Source organism: bacterium, assembly GCA_021371935.1.
Taxonomy (GTDB): Bacteria; Armatimonadota; UBA5829; order UBA5829; family UBA5829; genus UBA5829.
The window spans coordinates 32,307-53,524 of record JAJFVF010000009.1; the positions used below are offsets into that span (position 1 = coordinate 32,307).

Consider the following 21,218-nt stretch of genomic DNA (forward strand, 5'->3'; position numbering starts at 1 on the left):
ATATCGTGCTCATGATATATGGCCTGGACCACCCGGTTCAGGCCATAATTTACCTTTTTGCCGGAGTATTTTCTATGGGTCTTGCATAAGTGCTTCTATTGGTTCTCGAACGCTTTTTCCGGTTTATTCTACTGCGGATAAGCAAAACCACTGACATAATCAACATTCCAACAAGAAATCCGAAAATTGCATTTGACGTATTGCTTGGGGCGACTTTCTCGGGGTTTGGCCGGGCTCTATCTATAATTTGATAGTCGCCGTCTTCGCCTTTTTGTGTAATTTGCGCGATCTGATATTGTTCAGTGAGGAGTTCGTATGTCTTGCTCAAGACTGCGACTCTGCGTTGAATTCGCGCATATTTGGTTGCAGTCTCAGGCAGTTTTTCAATTTGTAAAGTGAGTTTTGTGCGCTCGTTTTGAATATAATCCCGTGTAGCCTCAAGCGACTTCTGTGAGACTTCTTTATTAACGAGATCGTCAAGATTGCCTGCTGTTGCCAGCTCGCTGTATAGGCCTTGAAGTTTGGTATTTACATCCAGCAGATCAGCATCGAGTTTGCTGAGTTTGTCGACCATGAGCTTGGTTTGTTCATCGATCGAGGCAACCTGGTTTTTTTCTAGAAACCGGCTCATATCGTCTTCTGCTTTTGCAAGATCGGTTTTGGTCTCATCAATACGCTCTTCTATGAAATCAGATTTACGTGTTGATATTCTGATCACCATTACTTCCATTTGATCGAGCATGGCATTTGCAATGTCTGCAGCAAGTTTGGGCTGCTGAGCGCGGACAGAAAGACTGATGCTGCCATTTTTATCTTGATTTATAGTTGTTGCACTAGTTAGAGCCTCAACAGCAGCAGATTCTGGATTCAGACCATTCGGACATTTTTTCATAAAATGCCTATTGTCAACAAGCTTCAAGCGTCTCACGACTTGTCTTTTGAGCGTATTGCTTTGAAGAATAGTAAGGAAATAACCGCTTTGGCCGCTGCTGGCTCCTAAGCCAGCAATGGGAAGACTATTTACCAGGCTGGATACTGAAGAGTTCTGTTGGACAAAAAACGTTGCTTTGGATTGGTATATTTCAGGAAGTGTGCGGCTGTAGAAGAAAGCAATCAATCCACAAAAGATAGCGACAATGAGTATAAACTTCCATGCCACAAACACAGGACGAGCTAGTTCTACTAAATCAATCTCATTATCGTATAAATTCTCAGTCTTACTTTCCACTAGGAATACCCTTCCCGGCAAGAACACTTTGTGATCATCGGTCAGCAAATTCTACTTGTCTTACATTTGTTTTGTCAAGCAATATAAGATGCGAAATCAGCTACATGGTACCCAATGCAAAACGCTCATAGGCAGGCGTGATTCGGTTGGACAGCGTGTAAGCGATTTGTTATACTATTAAGGCTGAGGGCGATATATATAAGCTATGCATTGCTTGAGAGATCATGCTGATATGTTAGTATCATTATCAGAAAGCATTGTATGTAATCAACTAAATGTTACCAAATACGAATTATATCGCGTAATCAAGATGCTTGAGTAGAACATGGGCTTCGTTCGAGGAATCATTATGCGAATTCTGCCCAAAAGTGAATTCGCACGCCACATAACAATGCTGTCGGCTGGGTCTCTAGCCTCACAGGTAATATTGTTTGTGATTACTCCAATCACTACACGTTTCTATACCCCGGCCGATTATGGTGTGCTTGGAATTTTTACCGCAATACTTAACGTGATATTGCTCGCATCCAGCGGACGCTACGAACTTGCAATTACGATACCCGAAAAAGACGGTGATGCAATAAACCTGTTTAGCTTATCGGTTATTCTAAATACGTTTACGGCAGTTATTGTAGGTCTTGTTGTCTGGTTATGGGGCAAGCAAGTCTTGTCGCTTGTAAATGGTTCGGCGCTGGCTCCATATGCATGGATGCTTCCGGTAAGCATATTTGGAGGCGGGATATATCAGTCACTCACATATTGGGCTGTGAGAAGCAAACGTTTCAGTGATCTGACAAAAACAAAGCTTCACCAAAGCATCGGCGGCGGTGTAACCACGCTTGGTTTGGGTTACCTGCAAATTCGACCATTAGGGCTTCTGGTTGGCCAGTTTGTTTCAATGTCTTTCGGTTTGACAACACTGCTCCGACCACTCATTAAGAATCATAAAAAAGAGCTTAAGTCAAGTAGTATAAGGGAGATGGGCAGGCTAGCGGTCAGGTATAAGAAATTCGCATTGCTGAGCGCACCGTCAGCATTGCTAAATAATGCTGCATCGTTTCTTCCGATTCTCCTGATATCTTCGTTTTATGGTACGGAAAAAACCGGGCTCTTTTCACTTGCGATGAGGATAGTCGGCATTCCCGGTATTCTTGTAGGTGCAGCTGTTATGCAGGTATATATGGGTGAAACTGCAGAAATTGTACGCAATGATAGAAGCAAGCTTGCCGGTATGTTCAGCAACGTAACACGCAAGCTCGTAAGGATTAGTGGGCTTGTAATATTGTTTGGCTGTGTGTCGCCATATATATTTGGGTTTATATTTGGCCATAACTGGCAGAATGCGGGGCTTTATGCTGCATTTCTGTCGGTTAGCGCGGCTGCTCAACTGGTTGTTTCTCCTATATCCACAGTAGCGATATTAATGGAGAGGCAGGATTTGCAGATGATAGGAGACCTGACAAGGAGTATATTGGTAGCCATAGCGTTAGTGGTTCCGCATACCCTTGGTTGGACAGCGGAAGCGACAGTTGCAACGTATGCTCTGACAATGGCTTTAACATATGCCGGTTTCTACCTAATGTATCGATGGATTGTATGCAATGCGAGTGTTGGAGATATGGGTGGGATCACATCGTGAAGAGTCTTGCTAAGAGATTGTTTTCTTGTATTGTGCCTCTGCTACGTCTGGCAGCATCTCCTTTTTTTGACTCGAAGTATCTAAGGGGCAGATATTTTGATTCTTCCATAATAGGATGGAGATGGGCTTGGAGGTCTTTTTGGCTGCAGAAAATCTTGGGCTTTAACAGACACGTGCCCTGGCCTGTGAGCCCGTGTATCATGGTGGCTTATCCGAGGAATATTGAGTTCCATCCTGACGACATCAACAACTTTCAAACCATTGGGTGCTATTTCCGAGCATCTGAAGCAAAGATAAAGATCGGCAGGGGATCTTACATAGCTCCCGGTGTCGGAATAATAACCGCAAATCATGACATCGATCGACTCGAATGCTCTGCTCCGGGTCAAGAAGTCGTTATTGGAGAAAGATGCTGGATCGGGATGAATTCAATAATCCTCCCAGGCGTCACACTTGGACCTCATACCATAGTGGGAGCAGGAGCGGTCGTCACCGGCAGCTTTCCTGAAGGACATTGTGTGATTGCAGGTGTACCCGCCAAACAAGTCAAGTAAGCAAATTGAGTGCTATAATTATAGGTAAAATAATCTGAGGGCTGCAACCTAATGGGGCTAATATATAAGTTGCTTTCGCTTGTGGTCGGTTATCGATTCAGGAGAAGGGCTGCATGCGGCAATAATACCGAGATCGGATGGACGGCCAAGGCCATAAGCCATAACAAGAGGCAAATACAAATAGGTGCCAATTGTGCCATTATGTCGGCTTGCATATGTAATAGCGAAGGAAACATAGAAATAGGACCATACACCACTGTCAGGTATAAGTCAGTTATAGGTTCTGCAATAGGAATTAAAATCGGATCTCACTGCATCATATCCAATAATGTGACAATCTACGACCATAATAGCCACCCGACTGATCCTGATGTCCGCAAGAAAATGTGTGAGAGCGGGTTTAACAGCAGTTTATGGGATTGGAAATATGCGGACAAGAAACCCATAGTGATTAAGGACAATGTGTGGATAGGACAAAACGCATTGATCTGCAAGGGGGTCACAATAGGCGAAGGGGCGGTAGTGGCTGCCAATGCCGTGGTCACAAAAGATGTGCCGGCTTACTCCATCGCGGCTGGAAACCCTGCAAAAGTAGTAAAAACACTTCAGCCGCAGAATCGTATATGAAGATCATATTTTTAACTGCAAATCCGTTTCCTTCGTATTCCGGAGGAATAGAGAACTGGTTGTATAACATAATCAGGGTCTTGGATTCAGTGGATGATATACAACTGGTAATTATCTCACCGGAGTCGGATGAAAAACCATTTTATGATCTTTCGCCTTTCACACACCTTTCGCTTGTAAGGACTCAACGGAAGTCAACAACAAAGTATTCAGTTAAATTACCACGTCCTCTTCGACTGGTTGCCTCTAATATGCAGAGCATAAAATGGATAACCCAATCATATAAGGCGCTTTGTGCGACTGCGAAAAAGGGTGATGTAGTAGTAGTGCTCCATCCAATACCCGGCATGCTGCCGGCAGCAGGATTGAAACTGACAAGACGTACGCAGCGAGTTCTATGTTCTGTTCGTGGAAGGATTGGACTTGATCTTGAGGCTATGGGACATCCGTTGGTTGCGCGCATCTACAAGAGTATTGAGAAATTCTTGCTTCGGTATTCAGACGCTGTTCACAGCAATGGACGCGATACTGCAGATTATCTGTTGAATGAATTGGGCGTGGAGTCGACAGTGGTTTCAAATGGTGTAAACTATAACCAGTTTGCTCATCCACAACCTATCTTTGGCAACAACACTTTATGTGATATTGAAAAGCAGAGGCTTTCAGGAATTCGATTTGTGGCCACAGTAGCAACGTTGAGGGATGTCAAAGGCATTCGATACATAATCGAGGCCGCAGCAGTTTTGAAAGAGAAATATGCAAACAGTGTACGCTTTGCATTTATTGGTAAAGGCGACCCAACTGCCTATAAGGAATATGCGCATAGTCTCGGTGTTGAAGATATGATGTTCTTTGCGGGTGAGCAGAAGGAGGTGAGCGCATTCCTCCAACAGATAGATGTATGCGTGGCAGTATCAGGTGGTGGCGGAGTCAGTAACGCGGCAATTGAGATGATGGCTGCAGGTAAAGCCATAGTAGCTTGGAACAATATGACTTATAGTCAACTCCTTGAGCACGATCAAACTGGATGTTTAGTTGATGAGTGGAATTCTCAGTCACTTGCGGCCGGCATAGAAACTTTGTTGGATGATCCATGCAGAGCGGGCCGGCTCGGCAAGAATGCACAAACCAAAGCGGCAGATTATGACTGGAGCAAAATTGCGTCGGCATTTTTGGAAATTGCATTAGGTGGATGCAAGGAGAATTCCAAATGAATGCGACGAATGCAATTCAAAGACTATCAGCCAGGAAAATCAGCATGGTGTTGATAGCTATATTTGCGTGTATTGCAGTGGGTCTTCTGATGGCTCTGCAGATTCCTTGCGTCCCTGTCATATGCTTCCTGGCATTTGTTATCATTTTAATAGTTGTGATTGAGCATCCGGCGTATTTAGTCTCGTTGCTTGTCATAACATACCCCTTGGAATACTCCAAAACATTCTTTCCTTTCTTGTTGTTGGATAAAAGTATTGATGGAGCCAGTGTCTCAATTATTGACCTTTTTCGGTTGACCGCATTACTTACAATAATAGTGGCTGCTTTTCTGAGTGCGAAGACATTCAAAAGTATCCGTCCGCGCGGCCATGTAGCGTTGATTATGGCTCTATTTATCCTTTATTATGCATTTTCTGCAATAATAATATCATCAGATCATAAGGGATCGATGATAGAGCTATTCAGGCTCATTTTCAATGTCGCAATGTGCGGAGCGATTATTTATCTGCTGAACAATCAAAAGCGGATCGAACTATTTGCAGCAGCGATTATCTATACAGGCTTTGCGATTGGGCTCCTAAGTATATTTCAATATGCTACAGGCATCTATATCTGGAACAGTGCCCTTACGATATCCGGTATGAACCGCGTTAATGCCACCTTTGGCGACCCAAATATTCTTGCAAGATTTATACTGGAGGCTTTTGTATTCTATCTGTGCGTCTATAAACAGCATAAGATTGTCAAGCTGCCTGCTTTTCTTGCTTTTCCGGTATACTTGCTCGCATTATTTGTCACCTTTTCCCGAAGCGGTTTCATTGGGTTGTTGTTTGTTATAGTCATCCTTGGAGTATATGGAGTTTGGAGAGTTAATTTAAAATCATCACTGGCGCTTTTCGGATGTTTGGTGATAGCTGGAACGTTTACATTAGCCAGCAAGGAGTTTACGAGCAGAATTGGTTCATTTTCTTCAGGGATATCTGCATTTGGTGCAAGAATCGCTTTGATTAATACAGCCGTAAGAATGTTTATAGATCATCCTATTTTCGGTGTGGGCATTAATACATTTCAATCATGCGCATCAATGAACTATACGAATTTATTGCCATATGGCGGAAACTATGTAGCGAAATCACATACATCATTATTGACAATTGCAGCAGAGCTAGGGTTAGTTGGTATAATACTCACTGTTGCGCTGTTTGTATCGCTATATAGGCTGACCAAAAAAATAAGCAGCGGTTCAAGGTTGTGGTTCATCGGCATCGCCTCATGGGTATCAATTCTGGTTATTTTATTGAGTTCTCAATCTGAAGGCCGCTTGCTGGATGATCCAATGCTTTTTATGCTATCAGGAGTAATTGTTGCAGCGTATCGCAACTTCACAAGGAAGCCATTATGAGACTTGCCATACTCTCCGATGGAATATCGTCTCATGCGCAAAAGTGGGTTCGCTCTTTAAGCGAGCGTGGGCATGATGTCCATCTCATTTCTATGGAGAATATGGAAGATCCTGGCGATGTGCGTGTACATCTTCTGCCTTTCAAACGGCCTTTTGGCTATTATCTGAATGTAGGCATTCTCAGGCGCCTGCTCAAAAAGATACAGCCGGACTTGCTGCATGTGCATTATGCCAGCGGAAACGGTACTCTGGGGCGTCTTGCCAATTATCGGCCTTGTATTTTGTCGGTCTGGGGGAGTGATGTGTTTAAGTTTCCATATCAGTCCCGGTCGCGTTTCAATATACTTCGGCGAAACCTGGAGCATTATGACTATATATTATCCACAAGCAGTGCAATGGCGGACCAGGTGACTGACCTCTATCCGCACCTTGCCAGGCCGACAGTTATACCGTTTGGAGTAAACACGGCGCAATTTCGGCCGATTTCGCCGGCCGGCAAGAACGATTTCGTAACTGTAGGGATTATTAAGTCGTTGAGGCACTCATACGCTATCGATATATTGCTCAAAGCATTTGCCAAGGCAAGCTGTGATGACAGCTTGAAGATGAGATTGATGATCGTTGGAAACGGATCACTAAAGAGGCAGTTCGTTGACTTGGCACAAAGTCTGAACATCCAAAATTTAGTTGATTTCGTTGATCGTATACCGCATCATGATGTGCCTCGATATATGAACAGGATTGATATATTTGTCAATGCCAGTCGATCGGAAAGCTTTGGAGTTGCGGTGTTGGAAGCATCGGCCTGCGGCGTGCCTGTTATCACAAGCAGCGTTGGGGGACTGCCTGAGGTCACTGTCAATGGTGTCACCGGGAAGATCGTTCCAGCAGAAGATGTTGATGCGCTTGCTGACGCGATACTGCTGCTGGCAAGAGACGAATCTCTGCGTAAGGAAATGGGGGAAAATGGGCGCGAATTCGTCAAGGAACACTACGAATGGTCTGCCTGTGTAGATCGGATGGAAGAGGTCTATAAGAACATTTTGCAGGGTGTTGATATCCACAAGTAGAAAACAATCATATTGTTTAGATCTAGTCACTTAGCCGGCAATCATCTTGTCTGATAGCAGTTGCAGTCGATATGGTTACAGATTATATGGTTGAGTGGGATGTTTTTTGGGAGATGTAGTTTGCACGTTTGGTTGCTCAAAATAAGCGAAATTCTGCCTCTTAGCGATGATGCAAGAATGATGCGTGCAGGAATGCTGGCAAAGTCGCTTCTGGCAAGAGGACATCAGGTCACATGGTGGACCAGCGCATTTGATCACATGAAAAAGGAGATGCTGTATCCAGAAGATACGGTTGTTACACCGGAGCCCGGCTTTACACTCAACATCCTCAAAGGCAGAGGCTATTCAAGGAATATCTCAATTGACCGCTATTTGGACCACCGTCAAGTCGCAATGAAATTCAGACAGATGTCGCGCAAAGCAGATCCACCGGATATTGTGGTTGCGGCCATGCCTGACCATCAACTGGCGCTGGAGGGGGTGAGATATGCTAATGAGGTGGGGATCCCTATAGTGGTGGATACAAGAGATCAGTGGCCAGACACTTTTCTTGATGTGCTGCCATACAAGTGGCTGAAGGTATTGGCCCAGTTTCCGCTTGCCGGAGAGTGCGCGAAGCTGAGAGCAATTATGCGTAATGCTGATGCAATTGTAGGCATAAACGCCACACTTCTGGATTGGGCACTCGATTATGCCGGAAGGTACGCAACACCTAACGATAAGGTCTTCTACCTTGGTGCTCGCAGGCCAATAGATTTCGACCTCGCAGATTTTTCTCCAGATTTCTTGGATATGCTGGCAAAGATCAAGGACAAGTTTGTAGTCACATATGTCGGCACATTTGGCAGAAATACCGATCCTTATGTGATCGCGCAGGCCACTGAGTTGATAAATAAGAGTGAGAATGAGGCTAATAAGTTCGCGTTCGTTATCGCCGGCACGGGCACATCATATGAAAAAGTATTGCATCTGTCCAAAGGACATGACAATATTTATGTGCCGGGATGGGTCAATGAGAAACAGATATCGGCTCTGCTGAGTATTTCTTCCGCCGGAGTGATTCCATGCTTGGAAGCATTCCCGAATAAGGCGTTCACTTATATGAGCGGCGGACTTCCAATACTGACATCAACAAATGGAGACCTGACTCGTATGGTTAATAACGAGAAAATGGGACTCTATTTTAAGCCCAATGATCCCACTGATCTTGCACGTTGCATCTGCAAACTGAAAGATGACCCGGCTTTGAGGGATGAAATGGCATCAAATAGTCTGCGCATATTCAACAGCAGCATGAACTCTGATGTGATATATGGCGAGTATATTGATCATATCGAGCGAATCGCAGCACAGCATGCATCTAAGCAGGAAAGCTTAACGAGATGATTAAGCGAACGATTGACATAGTTGTCTCGGCAATGGCTCTTATTGTTTTGAGCCCGATTATATTGCTTACTGCTATCGCAGTATGGCTTCAGGACCGACACTCACCGTTATATATTGCCTGGAGGGTCGGCTTTAACGGACGTGAGTTTGGCATGATCAAGCTGCGCTCCATGGTTGTAAACAATGACCGTGTGGGATCACACATTTCAGGCAACGACCCGCGAATAACGGCTTTCGGGCGGGTTATGAGGCGCTGTAAACTTGACGAGTTTACCCAGTTCTGGAATGTGCTTAAGGGCGAGATGAGCCTGGTGGGACCGCGTCCCGGCCTCAAACGTGAAACAGATGTATTCACACAGACCGAGCGAAAACTCTTGAGTATCAGGCCCGGAATAAGTGACTTCGCATCGATTGTTTTTGCCGATCAGGGTGAGATACTTAAGACGAGTGACGACCCCAACCGTGATTATACGCAGCTCATCAGACCTTGGAAAAGCAGACTGGGCTTATTCTATCTTGAGCATGCGTCTATCATGCTCGATCTGAAGGTATTGACACTTACAGCAGTCGCACTCATAAACAGGAAACAAGCCCTGCGAGGAGTTCGGGCGATCTTACTGAATGACAATGCCGATGAGGAATTGATCCGCATTGCATCGAGGCAGGATCCGCTTGTTCCGGCTCTTCCACCTGGTGCATAGATATGCACTGACCTATGTTCTATATTGCCCCGCAGTAAATTACGTGATTACTGATAAATCAGATATAGTCCGATCGGCACCGCCCATGTGCTGTTTGTTGTACCTGTCGCACTACCTCCGAAGAACGGTCCACATTTGCCGTTAAATCCTGCCACTATTGTAAACGGGCTATATCTGCCTTTCGGCCTCCATCCCAGTCCTGCGTTGATCTGATAGCCGTCATATTCACTTGCGATGCTCAAGTGGTTATTGATCGGATATGAAAGACCCACGAACGGTCTGTTCAGGAACTTTCCTGCTCCATAGCCGAGCGTGGTATATATTGGTTTATCATCGATATCGAACTTTTTGGTGGCGACGGCATAATACCCGACTTTGGTATTCATTTTTTGCCTATATTGTTTCCACTCTTTATTAAGCAGGTCCTGAATACCAACCGCAACAGCGGGTGTCTTATCGGTTTCCTTTATGCACTGGAGTTGAAGGCTCACAGCTTTACTGTCATCGGCAATCCAACTGCTCACAGCCATAGCCGAACCGTAGAGTCTTGGCCAGCCTCCGAATCCGAACGCAAGGACGCCTGTGCCGTTTTGCTCAGCATCATTGTAATAGACATCAAGATGCTCACCGCTAAAAGCCCCCAGGCTGGTATAGCCATTACCCGGTGTATATGCCACAGGAATATTTATCTGCATCGCACCCTGGCCATCCGGCTTGCCGTCCTGGTTAAGTGCTATGCAGCCTCCGGGAAGCGGCGAGACATTTGCGTATTGCGTGACGGGAACTTTAATAGCCCAGCAGGCTGTTGAGAAGATAATACAACCCAGCATGGCGCTTACTCGAATGCAATTTGAAATCATTATCATGCCCCATAATGTGTAGGCTAAGCAATTTACGCTCCGCTAACTGCACGTCTCGGTCCGGTCCATTATATCTCCGACACGAGTTCAAGGAGGTATTTTGCTCAGGTTACTTGATATATCATAGCATCATACAGCCAAACTCATCAAGATTAATAGAGTTCCAAGACGATGCATTTTCTTGAGTGAGCGCTACTGCATATGGTAAAATACCTAAGAAACAGGAGGTGTGCGGAATTGATTATCACTCAAACTCCTCTAAGAATCAGTTTTGCGGGTGGTGGAACCGACTTTAAGGGTTTCTATGATAAAGAATACGGATCAGTTGTCTCCACCGCAATAGACAAATATATCTATGTTATAGTCAAAGAGAGATTTGACGGCCTGATCCGCGTGGGGTATACACGCACCGAGATGGTCGACAATATAAAGGAAATCCAGCATGAGTTGGTCCGCGAAGCCATGAAGATGGTAGGCATCGCGAGCGGGATTGAGGTCTCAACGATGGCTGATATACCATCCGAAGGCTCGGGGCTCGGTTCGTCGAGCACTGTGACTGTCGGACTGCTCAATGCGCTTTATGCATATAAGGGCGAAGCGATTACTGCCGAGACTCTTGCGCGGCAGGCTTGCAAGATTGAGATCGATATTCTTGGCAAACCGATAGGCAAGCAGGACCAATATATCGCCGCATACGGCGGGATAAAACATTTTAAGTTCTATCCAAATGAGGAAGTCGAAATATCTGGAATAGAACTTGATGAGAGTAAGCGCCAGCGCTTGTGCGAAAGCCTGCTGCTCTTTTACACTGGAACAACCCGAAAGTCATCGGACGTATTGACTGAACAGAAGGGCAATATTGCATCTAAGATGGCTCTGCTAACACAAATGAGAGACCAGGCTGATGACCTCGCAAGGCATCTAAAACATGGGGCTATAGCGTCACTTGGTCAGACACTGCGTGACGGATGGGCAAGAAAGAAACAGCTCGCCACCGGAGTATCAAATCCGCAGATAGACGAACTCTATGAGCTTGCAATATCGGCAGGAGCCTTTGGAGGCAAAATTACTGGAGCTGGAGGGGGCGGATTCTTCTTGGTATGCGTTCCGCCGGAAAACAGAGCCGCAGTGCGCAAAAAGCTGTCTAATTTGCGCGAAATGCCGATTAACTTGTCTCGCGACGGATCGAAGATTATCTTCAACGTGAGAAGATAGGAGCGTGAAATGTCCTCGATAACCGATTATTTGGACCTGGTAAATAAGGCTATTTCTGATCTGCCGGAGAAATCGATCCGAGACATCGTTGATATTCTTAAGACCGCTTTTGCCGAAGGCAAACAGGTCTTTATGCTCGGCAACGGCGGCAGCGCCGCCACTGCAAGTCATGTGGCGGAAGACCTCCAAAAAGGAGTTAAAGAGTGCACAGGCAAGCGCTTCAGGGTGGTCTCGCTCACGGACTGCACGCCCCTTATATGCGCATGGGCAAACGACAGCGGCTACGATTGCATATTTGCCGAACAGCTTGACAGCTTTCTTGATCCGGGGGATGTGGTTATTGCGATCAGCGGCAGCGGTAACTCACCGAACGTAATCAAAGCAGTCGAAAAGGCAAATGAGATGGGAGCCATCACCATCGGCTGGACCGGTTTTTCGGGTGGAAAACTGGCAAAGGTGGCACAAAAGTCTATAGTCGTGAGCAGCGACAACATGCAAAGGATCGAGGATATTCACCTGATAATCGGTCACTTGATCTTTACTTGCATGATGCATGAATGCAGTAAGTAGGGCGTATGAGAGTTGTTTTTCTGGATAGGGACGGGGTAATAAACGAGGACCGGGACGATTATGTCAAAAATCTCAATGAGCTGAAGGTCTTTCCATTCACTCCGAATGCTGTTAAAAAGCTCAATGATGCAGGTTTCAAGGTGCATGTCGTATCCAACCAGCAGGGAGTTGCGAAGGGTCTGATCCGAGAAGAAGACCTCAAGGCCATGCAGGCCGAGATAACCCGCCAGGTGGAGGCAGTCGGTGGCAAAATAGCAAGTTTTTCTTATTGCAAGCACCTTGCCTCGGAGAAATGCAATTGTAGAAAACCCAAAATCGGGATGCTGTTGGCTGCTGCGTCAAACTATAATATCGACCTCAAAAGCTCCTACATAATCGGCGACAGTGAAAAAGACATCCAGGCAGGCAAAGCCGCAGGGTGCCGGACGATACTGGTAATGAGTGGAGCGAGCGATGCGCAGTCTGTAAAAGAGTTATCGTGCAGCCCTGATTACATAGCTGACAATCTCGCCAAAGCTGTAGATTATGTGATTGAAAAAGCAGATTTCTCATTGCATTCTGAGTAATCTGTTATGCAGACATAGGTCAGTCGCCAAGGAATGATTTGGCGTATCTTTCCTGGTTCTCGCTGTAGAAATCGCGGCCGTGGCAGTCATTGATTACGATCAAGGGCAGGTCCTTCACTTCCAGTTTGCGTATAGCCTCGCATCCCAGGTCTTCGTAGGCGATAACCTCACAAGAAATGACACGCTTTGCAAGCATTGCCGCCGCTCCACCTGTGGCGGCAAAGTAGACAGCCTTATGCTCCTTTATGGCATCCACCACTCTCTGATCCCGCTGACCCTTGCCTATCATTCCCTTTAGGCCAGCTTCAAGAAGCTCCGGCGTGAAGGAATCCATTCGACCTGAAGTAGTTGGTCCCGCGGAGCCGATAGTCCGGCCGGGCTTCGCAGGCGTTGGCCCCACATAGTATATGACCTGACCTCTGATATCGAACGGAAGAGGCTTGCCCTGCCTGAGAAGTTCGACAAGACGTGCATGGGCAGCGTCGCGCGCGGTATACACAATTCCTGACAAAAGAACATGATCGCCCGCTTTAAGATTATCGATCACATCATCTTCCAGGGGTGTCGTCAGGCGGATTGGATTCATCAGAGCACGATCTCCTTGTGACGTGCTGCATGGCACTGGATAGTAATTGCTACGGGCAGGCTGGCTATATGGCACGGGTAGGATTCTACATGCACTGCCAAAGCAGTCACTCTTCCCCCAAGACCCGCCGGTCCGACACCTGTGCTGTTGACCGCCTTAAGTAAATCCCGCTCGATTTCGGCATCTATTGAGTTGGGATTAGGCTCACCCACCTTCCGCAGGATTGCCTTCTTAGAAAGCAGTGCAGCCTTTTCGAGATTACCTCCCAGACCAATACCCACTATGATCGGCGGACATGGGCTTGGTCCCGCACTGCGTACAGCATCAACCACAAATTTCCTGACGCCATTAAGCCCATCGGAAGGTTTGAGTACACGCGCTATGCTCATGTTTTCACTTCCGCCGCCCTTTGGGGCAATGATAATCCTTAGACTGTCACCGTGAACTATTTGGGTGTGGATAACAGCCGGAGTGTTATCACCCGTGTTAATCCGATCCAAAGGGTGCTGAACAATCGATTTGCGCAGATTGCCCTCTTCATAGCCCTGTCGTACTCCCTCATTGATCGCATCGTACATAGAGCCGCCTACAATATGCACATCCTGGCCAAGCTCGACAAAGACAAGTGTAAGGCCGGTATCCTGACAGATTGGAACACGTTCTGCTTTGGCAATTTCAGCATTCTCGATGATCTCGTCAATTACAGTCTTGCCAACGGGAGACTCTTCTTTGCCCCATGCGTGTTTGAGTGAGGCAAATACATCATCCGGCAGCACATAGCATGCCTCGATGCAGGCCTCCTTGACATGTTTAGTAATCTCCCGAGCTTTGATCTCTTTCATTGCTGGCATTTTCAATCTATATCTTTCCCATAAATGCCGTTTCTCGTCAAATTGATATCAGGCAGTAAACGCGGCCTGGTGACCAGAGGGCTTGTGGCTGGATGAATTTGTTTGGTCGGTACAAATTTCACATGTCCATCCGGGAAAAGGCAGTTGCGCGCACCGCTCCAGGGGTCATTGCCTGTAGTTGCCGGGTCGTCATACCAGCCGACTTTGTTATTCGAGCTGTGCAGTGTCCAGTATTCGGCCACTAATACCTTTTTGGAAACAAACCTGACTTGTGAGCTTTTTATGGCCGTGCAGGGAAACTCAGGAGTTTGCGTGGTATATTTGCTCGACCGCAGATAATCGCAATCAGCCACAGAATCGACCTTACTCGGTGTCATATAAAATGACGCAGAATAAGCATACGACGTACCTGCATATATACCCACCGCATTCGGGTCGGAAGGACATGTCAAAATCATATGCTTGGAACCTTCATATGAGATGCTTCCGATTACTGCATACTTGCGAAAAGGCTCTCTCCAATTGGCACCCGCCCAAAGATACTGAGGGTCGGGATACGGAGTCTCCGGTTTATCGGATATACAAGGATAACAGCCATTGTGATCTGAAAGGTACATGTCAAAACCTTTGGATATCTGAGACAAATTGGACTGACAGGCAGAGCGCACAGCCGATCTCTTTGCATCGATGTAGACAGGTGCAAGGACTGCTGCTATTATGGCGATGATGCCGATCACAACGAGCAGCTCAATAAGTGAGAAGCCATGCGACTTGCTCACTTGAACTTGCCCTCCTCACGCAGTCTGTAGTACTCATAAGCAAGCCATGTGCTGGACATATCGACGGCAGTTGCGAATTTCTCGAACATTCTGGCGAAAGCGCGCTTGTGCGCATCACCGGATTCATCGGAATAATTGAACTTGACCACAGCCTCATGAACAATTCCAAGGCCCCATCTGACAAATCTTGCCTTGTTCTGTGCAAACTGCCTCTGCTGAAGCCTTGCATAACCTCGAGTGATTTTTTCGGTGACTTCTTCCCATGCCAGCTCAACCTGGCGCTCCTGTGCGCGCTGTGCACTGACAGTTTCTGCGGTAGCTTCACGCGCCTGCGCAAGTTTTTTTTGGGCTTCATAGTCTGCAAGAGTGGTCCCTTCGATAGTCTTCAGGCGGACCTTCTTTTTCAAAACTTCACTGATCGACTGCTCTATGATAGCAAGATGCTGCGCACTGCGGAGGTGACCAGCCATAGGAGCATCAGCATTGCTGAAACCCAGGATGAACTGGCCATGCTCGACAGTTATACCAACCGCCTTCTCCAGCGCTATATACAGCGTCGGGGCGATGACTCTGTCTTTAACCTTCTCCTGCGCGACTTTCCATACGTTGATTGCTTCTTGTTGTGTTATTTCTCCCATTGCAGTATTTCCGTTCTATCGACTCGAAATAATATGGACCAGATTATTAGCATAAACGGCTTTTGCCGTGATATCCGATGCGGGCTTGGCAAATATGGCCAATGCAAGAGTCAGAATAAGCATTATTACGATAGCCGAATTGACAGCCGTGCCGCCGACAACCTTGATCTCTTCCCTTGCAGGCATAAAGAACATGAGGCGCACGACGTTCAGGTAATAATATGCCGAAATGACACTGTTTACAACGCCCAAAATTGCCAGGACAATCATTTCCGGGCTGCCTACATTGATCGCACTGCCAAAGACAAAGAGCTTGCCGAGGAATCCTGCAGTGGGCGGCACACCTGCGAGGGATACCAAGAATATGGCCAGAGATGTCGCGTAAAAAGGCGCATGCCTCATCAGCCCGGCATAGCTATCTATTGCGTCGCTCTTCAGGCGCTTGCCGACTGCGACCACAACAGCAAATGCACCGAGGTTCATAAACAGATATGCCATTATATAGATCAGCACACCCTGTATATCCATTGGAGAGCCGCCCGTCACGTCTGCTCGCACGGATGCATTAGGCACACCTAATGCCGACCCGTCACGGTTGAATGTGTGCATTGCGGCCAGCACGCCGATCATCATATATCCGACCTGAGCGATGCTCGAATATGCAAGCATGCGCTTGATATTGCGCTGCCAGATGGCCACCAGGTTGCCGTAGAACATGCTCAGTGTCGTGAGCACCACCAATATCCAATACCAACTTAGTGAGGCTGCACTTGATGGTGTAGCCACAACAGTAATAAAACGGATAATGACTGCCAACCCGGCTGCTTTGCTTACAACCGAGAGGAAAGCCGTGACCGGCGTAGGAGCGCCCTCATATGTGTCGGGAGCCCAGAAATGGAACGGCACAAGAGCTAACTTAAAGCCCATGCCGACAAGAGTAAACATAATCGCGACCCAGCCCACTCCGGTAAAAGCTGCCTTATCGGCAGAAAAACCTGCTGCTATCGCGCTAAGGGATGTGTTGCCGCCTGTTATACCAAACAGAATAGACATGCCGTAGAGCATTATAGCCGAGCACGCCGCGCCATAAAGGAAATACTTGAGTCCGGCTTCGGCTGAACGCCTGTCTGACTTGGCGTACGCCGCCAGCACATAACTCGACAGACTCAAAAATTCGATACTCAGATATATCGCAATCAGGTCGGACGCGGCGGATGCAAGGCTTGCTGCGACTGTCGCGAACATCAGCAGACTGTAGTATTCCGCCTTGTGAATCTGATGCTCACCGAAGTGATCCAGCGAGAGGAGCATCACGACCAGTGTCCCTGCTATTGCCACGAATGAGAGTATTGCTGCAAACGGATCGACTGTAAGCTGCGCGTGTCCACCGGCAGTTACAAACAGCCCGACTGCCGGGAAGTCCGTGAGTACGCCATTGATTGGAGCCTGTAACGTCCTGCCGACAAGCCCGAGTGACCAACAGATCACAGCTCCCGAGAGCACTAGTCCGAAAAATGTCAGCACAGGAGCGGCATACTGAGTGGGGAAATAGTGATCCAGACCCTTATCAGGCCGCTTGGACGCAACCACACCCAGCAGCAATACAATGATTGCCGAGACAGTGAGCCATATGGCCGGTGATATTAGTATTATGTTGCCTATTTGCATAGTTTTACATTCTCAACTGAGTGACTCCCGCTCCTGCATATTGGGATAGGGAATAGACATTATCCGGCCTTTACGGATGAAACACACCTATAATCGCGCTCGACGCATTGCTGAAGAACGCCATCACCGGTCCCGGAATCACACCGAAGAAGAGTGTCAAAGCCATCAGCGGAGCCACGCTCACGATCTCGCGGCCGTCGGCGTCCGGCATCTTGTCCCACTTCGGATTGAGCGGACCAAGCAGCACTCTCTGGAGCATCCAGAGCATATATGCAGCCGTCACTACAATACCGATCAGCGCAAGACCAGCCAATAGCGGGCTGGCCGCATATGTGCCTGTGAGGACCGAAAGCTCTGCGATAAAACCCGTCATTCCCGGCAGACCAAGTGATGCAAAGCTGCAGAATGAAAGCATTCCTGCATAGATCGGAACTTTGACTCCCAGGCCGCCGAATGCGCTCAAATCTCTTGTGTGGGCACGCTCATAGACTACACCGACCAGAAGGAAGAGCGCACCCGTGATCAGGCCATGGCTGAAGTTCTGCATCTGAGCGCCATTAAGTGCCGATTCTCTGGTGATGAACGTCCCAAGGCCGCTTGCTGCAACCGCGCAGCCGAGAGTTACATAACCCATGTGGTTAACCGACGAATATGCAATCAGTTTCTTGAGGTCCTTCTGAGCCATGGCTACAAATGCGCCATAAATAATCGCAACAACCGACACCACAGCGATAATCCACCAAAACCTGGCAAACTGCCCCGGCATCATTGGCATCAAAACCCGCATAAAGCCGTAACTACCCATCTTGAGCAAGACTCCTGCCAGGATCACTGAACCTGCAGTTGGAGCCTCCACGTGAGCGTCGGGAAGCCATGTATGGAACGGGAACATCGGCACCTTCACTGCAAAACCGAGGAAGAGTCCCCAGAATACAAGCGCGGCAATGCCCACGGGCACTGCGTCGCCGTTTGCCATAGCCTGCTGTGCCATCACCAGCATGCTGAATGTGTGTCCGCCGCCCGCCGCGTTTGTATGGAAATACATTGCCAGGATCGAAAGGAGCATTGCCATACTTCCGACCATGGTATACAGGAAGAACTTGATCGCGGCATATTCTCTGCGCGGGCCGCCCCAAATGCCGATCAGGAAATACATCGGGACCAGCGAGACTTCCCAGAACACAAAGAAGAGCACGAAGTCCATAGCCGTAAAGACACCCAGCATACCCGTCTCCAGGAGCAGGAACATCCAGAAATACTCCTTTGGCCGGACCTCGATGAAGTGCGAATAGATCAAGCTAAGGGTGGTAAGCAATGTCGTCAGGAAGATGAGCGGCACGCTCAGCCCGTCCACACCCATAGCAAAGTTCACGCCGATGCTCGGTATCCATGGCACATTGATTGCAAACTGCAGCCCATGCGGGAACTGCGCGCCGCTGTGTCTGTACGCAAACCAAAGCCAGATCGACATAATCAGCGGAATAATGCTGATAAGGATCGAAAGACCCTTAATAGCGCTGGGCTTCTCCTTTGGAATAAACATTATGAGCACCGCTCCCGCGAGCGGCAGGAATGTGATTAATGGAAGAATCCAGTGATTGGTGGAATCCATGATACCTCCGAGTGATGGCCTAATACGGCCGCAGCCAAAGCAATCACGCTCATCAGCGCGATCGATACAACCAATAGAAAGACATACTGCTCCGTTACGCCTGTCTGAATGTAGCGCAGTCCGCGCCCGGCAGTGCCTGTTATCCAGCCAGTCAGGTTGACCAAGCCGTCAACGATATTCCTGTCGCACCATCCCCAAACTTTTGATATGACAAGTGAAAGATAACCGACGCCGTTTACTATAACATAGTCGATTATCCACTTATCGAACCAGAACAAGATGCCCGCGACGAGCATAATTCCACGAATGACCGTGGCGTGATATATCTCGTCGATGTAATATTTATTTTCGACTATATTAGCCAGCCAGCCGAATACGGGCTCCAGCTTTTCAATCTTTATGACATGCCACTTCCAAATCATTGTGGCAAGCAGTATTCCCAACAGAGCAGCGCTTGTCCCAATCAAGAACACAGGGACATGGAAGCCGTGCGGCATGTGCGCACTATCGAGCACATTTTCGAGAACCATTTCATAGTGGTGTCCAAGTACGGGAGCCATAGAGTGCTCGAAAGCATTCTCGAACGGCGTTCCGACATATCCGGCGCATATCGCCAGCGCAGCAAGGATCGCCAGAGGCACAAGCATCACCTTCGGGCTTTCGTGCGCGTGAATCTCATGGTTCTTTGGCTCGCCATGGAAGGTCATATAGATCAGACGGAACATATATGTGCTGGTGATGAATGCGCCGATGGCGCCTGCCCAGAAGACAATCTTATTGGTGTGGAACGCAACCGTGAGAATCTCTTCCTTGCTCCAGCCGCCTGCAGTCACAAACGGGATTCCGCACAACGAGAGCGTAGCAATAAGAACTGTCCAGTATGTCCAGGGCATTTTGTTTTTGAGTCCGCCCATCTCGCGCATATCCTGAGTGCCTGTGCCATGGATCACACTACCCGAGCCGAGGAAGAGCTGCGCCTTGAAGAACGCATGCGTCATCAGGTGGAAGATGGCGGCCACATAGCCGAACACACCCAGAGACATTATCATATATCCGAGCTGGCTCACAGTCGAGTAGGCAAGCACCTTTTTGATATCATTTTGAGCAATGCCGATAGTGGCCGCGAATAACGCGGTGAAAGCTCCAATATACGCGACTACTGTAAGTGCGATCCCACTGGTGTCAGCAAGATATACCGGATACATCCTAGCGACCAAATATACGCCTGCCGCAACCATTGTGGCGGCATGGATCAATGCCGAGACCGGAGTAGGACCCTCCATGGCATCTGGGAGCCAGACATGCAGTGGAAACTGCGCTGATTTTCCCACAGCCCCGCAAAAGAGCAGCAGCCCTGCAAGCCCGGCCAGAGGAATTGCCCATGGTCCGATATGCACCAGCGCCTGCATTTTATCCAGGTTCTCGAACACCCCGCTTGAGCCGAAGAGATTGAACGAGCCTGTTTTGATAAAAAGCAGCATCATACCGGCCATAAACCCGACATCGCCGACTCTGGTCACCAAAAATGCCTTCTTTGCTGCACGCATTGCAGAGGGCTTTTCAAACCAGAACCCGATCAGCAGGTAGCTCGTCAGGCCGACAAGTTCCCACGCCATGAACATCAGCAATATGTTATTAGCGATCACCAGCGTGAGCATCGCTGCAGAGAATAGCGAAACATACGCAAAATATCTCGGGTAGCGCTTGTCGCCGTGCATATAGCCGACTGAGTAAATCAATACCATCGATGCGACAATCGTCACCACCAGCAGCATTACGCACGAAAGCGCATCCACACTGAATCCCATATCGATATTGAAGCTGCCGACCGGCATCCAGGGAATTGTCACGCTCAGCGGGTCTTCATGTACTCCGCCGACAAACCATGTTGCTGCGACCCATGCAGCACCCACCAGTGAGAGGAGCATACCGGTTATGGCGACATATGCTCCCTGTCCGGGCAGTTTTTTGCCGAACGCGATGATGAGCGCGAAGGCGACAACCGGCAACACGGGTATCAGCCAAGTGTAATCAATCATTCGCTGCGCTCC

General features: G+C 48.0%; 20 protein-coding genes. 11 read left to right on the top strand and 9 right to left on the bottom strand.

Features of this window, described 5'->3' with window-relative positions:
- Positions 1 to 49 precede the first annotated feature (49 nt).
- A complete protein-coding gene (locus LLG46_06610) occupies positions 50 to 1,228 on the bottom strand; it encodes a hypothetical protein (GenBank protein ID MCE5322970.1) in 1,179 nt (392 codons plus the stop codon).
- A gap of 349 nt (positions 1,229 to 1,577) precedes the next feature.
- On the opposite strand from LLG46_06610, the gene LLG46_06615 reads away from it, so the two are divergent.
- From LLG46_06615 to LLG46_06650, 8 genes are all read left to right on the top strand, one after another.
- Positions 1,578 to 2,867 carry an oligosaccharide flippase family protein gene (locus tag LLG46_06615; protein MCE5322971.1) on the top strand — a complete coding sequence of 430 codons (1,290 nt, stop codon included), beginning with the start codon at positions 1,578 to 1,580 and terminating at the stop codon, positions 2,865 to 2,867.
- Positions 2,864 to 3,421 carry an acyltransferase gene (locus tag LLG46_06620; protein ID MCE5322972.1) on the top strand — a complete coding sequence of 186 codons (558 nt, stop codon included), beginning with the start codon at positions 2,864 to 2,866 and terminating at the stop codon, positions 3,419 to 3,421. The genes LLG46_06615 and LLG46_06620 overlap by 4 nt, the downstream gene beginning before the upstream one ends.
- 51 nt (positions 3,422 to 3,472) lie before the next feature.
- Positions 3,473 to 4,048 (top strand): acyltransferase, encoded by a 576-nt coding sequence (locus LLG46_06625; GenBank protein MCE5322973.1) that lies wholly within the window; start codon positions 3,473 to 3,475, stop codon positions 4,046 to 4,048.
- Positions 4,045 to 5,262: a glycosyltransferase family 4 protein gene (locus LLG46_06630; protein MCE5322974.1), complete on the top strand. Its 1,218-nt coding sequence runs from the start codon at positions 4,045 to 4,047 to the stop codon at positions 5,260 to 5,262. The genes LLG46_06625 and LLG46_06630 overlap by 4 nt, the downstream gene beginning before the upstream one ends.
- Positions 5,259 to 6,665, top strand: a complete 1,407-nt coding sequence (locus tag LLG46_06635; GenBank protein MCE5322975.1) for an O-antigen ligase family protein — start codon at positions 5,259 to 5,261, stop codon at positions 6,663 to 6,665. Before LLG46_06630 ends, LLG46_06635 begins: the two co-directional genes overlap by 4 nt.
- Complete coding sequence (locus LLG46_06640) at positions 6,662 to 7,735, top strand: glycosyltransferase (GenBank protein MCE5322976.1); 1,074 nt, start codon at positions 6,662 to 6,664, stop codon at positions 7,733 to 7,735. Before LLG46_06635 ends, LLG46_06640 begins: the two co-directional genes overlap by 4 nt.
- A gap of 120 nt (positions 7,736 to 7,855) precedes the next feature.
- Positions 7,856 to 9,121, top strand: coding sequence for a glycosyltransferase family 4 protein (locus LLG46_06645; GenBank protein ID MCE5322977.1), 1,266 nt, complete (start codon positions 7,856 to 7,858; stop codon positions 9,119 to 9,121).
- Positions 9,118 to 9,822 (top strand): sugar transferase, encoded by a 705-nt coding sequence (locus LLG46_06650; protein ID MCE5322978.1) that lies wholly within the window; start codon positions 9,118 to 9,120, stop codon positions 9,820 to 9,822. The genes LLG46_06645 and LLG46_06650 overlap by 4 nt, the downstream gene beginning before the upstream one ends.
- A gap of 47 nt (positions 9,823 to 9,869) precedes the next feature.
- Here the strand turns inward: LLG46_06650 and LLG46_06655 are convergent, their stop codons facing one another.
- Entirely contained in the window at positions 9,870 to 10,682 is an 813-nt protein-coding gene (locus LLG46_06655) for a YjbH domain-containing protein (GenBank protein ID MCE5322979.1), read from the bottom strand.
- A gap of 237 nt (positions 10,683 to 10,919) precedes the next feature.
- Between LLG46_06655 and LLG46_06660 the strand changes: the two genes are divergently transcribed.
- Genes LLG46_06660 through gmhB form a run of 3 tightly spaced genes read left to right on the top strand, consistent with a single transcriptional unit; the run spans position 10,920 to position 13,033 of the window.
- A complete protein-coding gene (locus LLG46_06660; protein ID MCE5322980.1) occupies positions 10,920 to 11,897 on the top strand; it encodes a GHMP kinase in 978 nt (325 codons plus the stop codon).
- Positions 11,898 to 11,906: 9 nt separating this feature from the next.
- Positions 11,907 to 12,467 (top strand): SIS domain-containing protein, encoded by a 561-nt coding sequence (locus LLG46_06665; protein MCE5322981.1) that lies wholly within the window; start codon positions 11,907 to 11,909, stop codon positions 12,465 to 12,467.
- A 5-nt stretch (positions 12,468 to 12,472) separates the two neighbouring features.
- Positions 12,473 to 13,033 (top strand): D-glycero-beta-D-manno-heptose 1,7-bisphosphate 7-phosphatase, encoded by a 561-nt coding sequence (gene gmhB, locus LLG46_06670; protein ID MCE5322982.1) that lies wholly within the window; start codon positions 12,473 to 12,475, stop codon positions 13,031 to 13,033.
- 19 nt (positions 13,034 to 13,052) lie between these two features.
- On the opposite strand, the gene LLG46_06675 is transcribed toward gmhB, so the two are convergent.
- The 7 genes from LLG46_06675 to nuoL all read right to left on the bottom strand — a co-directional run bounded on the left by LLG46_06675 (position 13,053) and on the right by nuoL (position 21,206).
- Positions 13,053 to 13,619 (bottom strand): Fe-S-containing hydro-lyase, encoded by a 567-nt coding sequence (locus LLG46_06675; protein MCE5322983.1) that lies wholly within the window; start codon positions 13,617 to 13,619, stop codon positions 13,053 to 13,055.
- Positions 13,619 to 14,461: a fumarate hydratase gene (locus LLG46_06680; protein ID MCE5322984.1), complete on the bottom strand. Its 843-nt coding sequence runs from the start codon at positions 14,459 to 14,461 to the stop codon at positions 13,619 to 13,621. Before LLG46_06680 ends, LLG46_06675 begins: the two co-directional genes overlap by 1 nt.
- An 11-nt stretch (positions 14,462 to 14,472) precedes the next feature.
- Positions 14,473 to 15,249 carry a prepilin-type N-terminal cleavage/methylation domain-containing protein gene (locus LLG46_06685; protein MCE5322985.1) on the bottom strand — a complete coding sequence of 259 codons (777 nt, stop codon included), beginning with the start codon at positions 15,247 to 15,249 and terminating at the stop codon, positions 14,473 to 14,475.
- On the bottom strand, positions 15,246 to 15,887 hold the full coding sequence (locus LLG46_06690) for a hypothetical protein (protein ID MCE5322986.1): 642 nt from the start codon (positions 15,885 to 15,887) through the stop codon (positions 15,246 to 15,248). Before LLG46_06690 ends, LLG46_06685 begins: the two co-directional genes overlap by 4 nt.
- Before the next feature lie 15 nt (positions 15,888 to 15,902).
- On the bottom strand, positions 15,903 to 17,555 hold the full coding sequence (locus LLG46_06695; GenBank protein MCE5322987.1) for an NADH-quinone oxidoreductase subunit N: 1,653 nt from the start codon (positions 17,553 to 17,555) through the stop codon (positions 15,903 to 15,905).
- 70 nt (positions 17,556 to 17,625) lie between these two features.
- Positions 17,626 to 19,167: an NADH-quinone oxidoreductase subunit M gene (locus LLG46_06700; GenBank protein MCE5322988.1), complete on the bottom strand. Its 1,542-nt coding sequence runs from the start codon at positions 19,165 to 19,167 to the stop codon at positions 17,626 to 17,628.
- The gene (gene nuoL / locus LLG46_06705; protein ID MCE5322989.1) at positions 19,134 to 21,206 is read right to left on the bottom strand and encodes an NADH-quinone oxidoreductase subunit L; all 2,073 of its coding nucleotides are present in this window, start codon (positions 21,204 to 21,206) and stop codon (positions 19,134 to 19,136) included. Before nuoL ends, LLG46_06700 begins: the two co-directional genes overlap by 34 nt.
- Positions 21,207 to 21,218 lie beyond the last annotated feature (12 nt).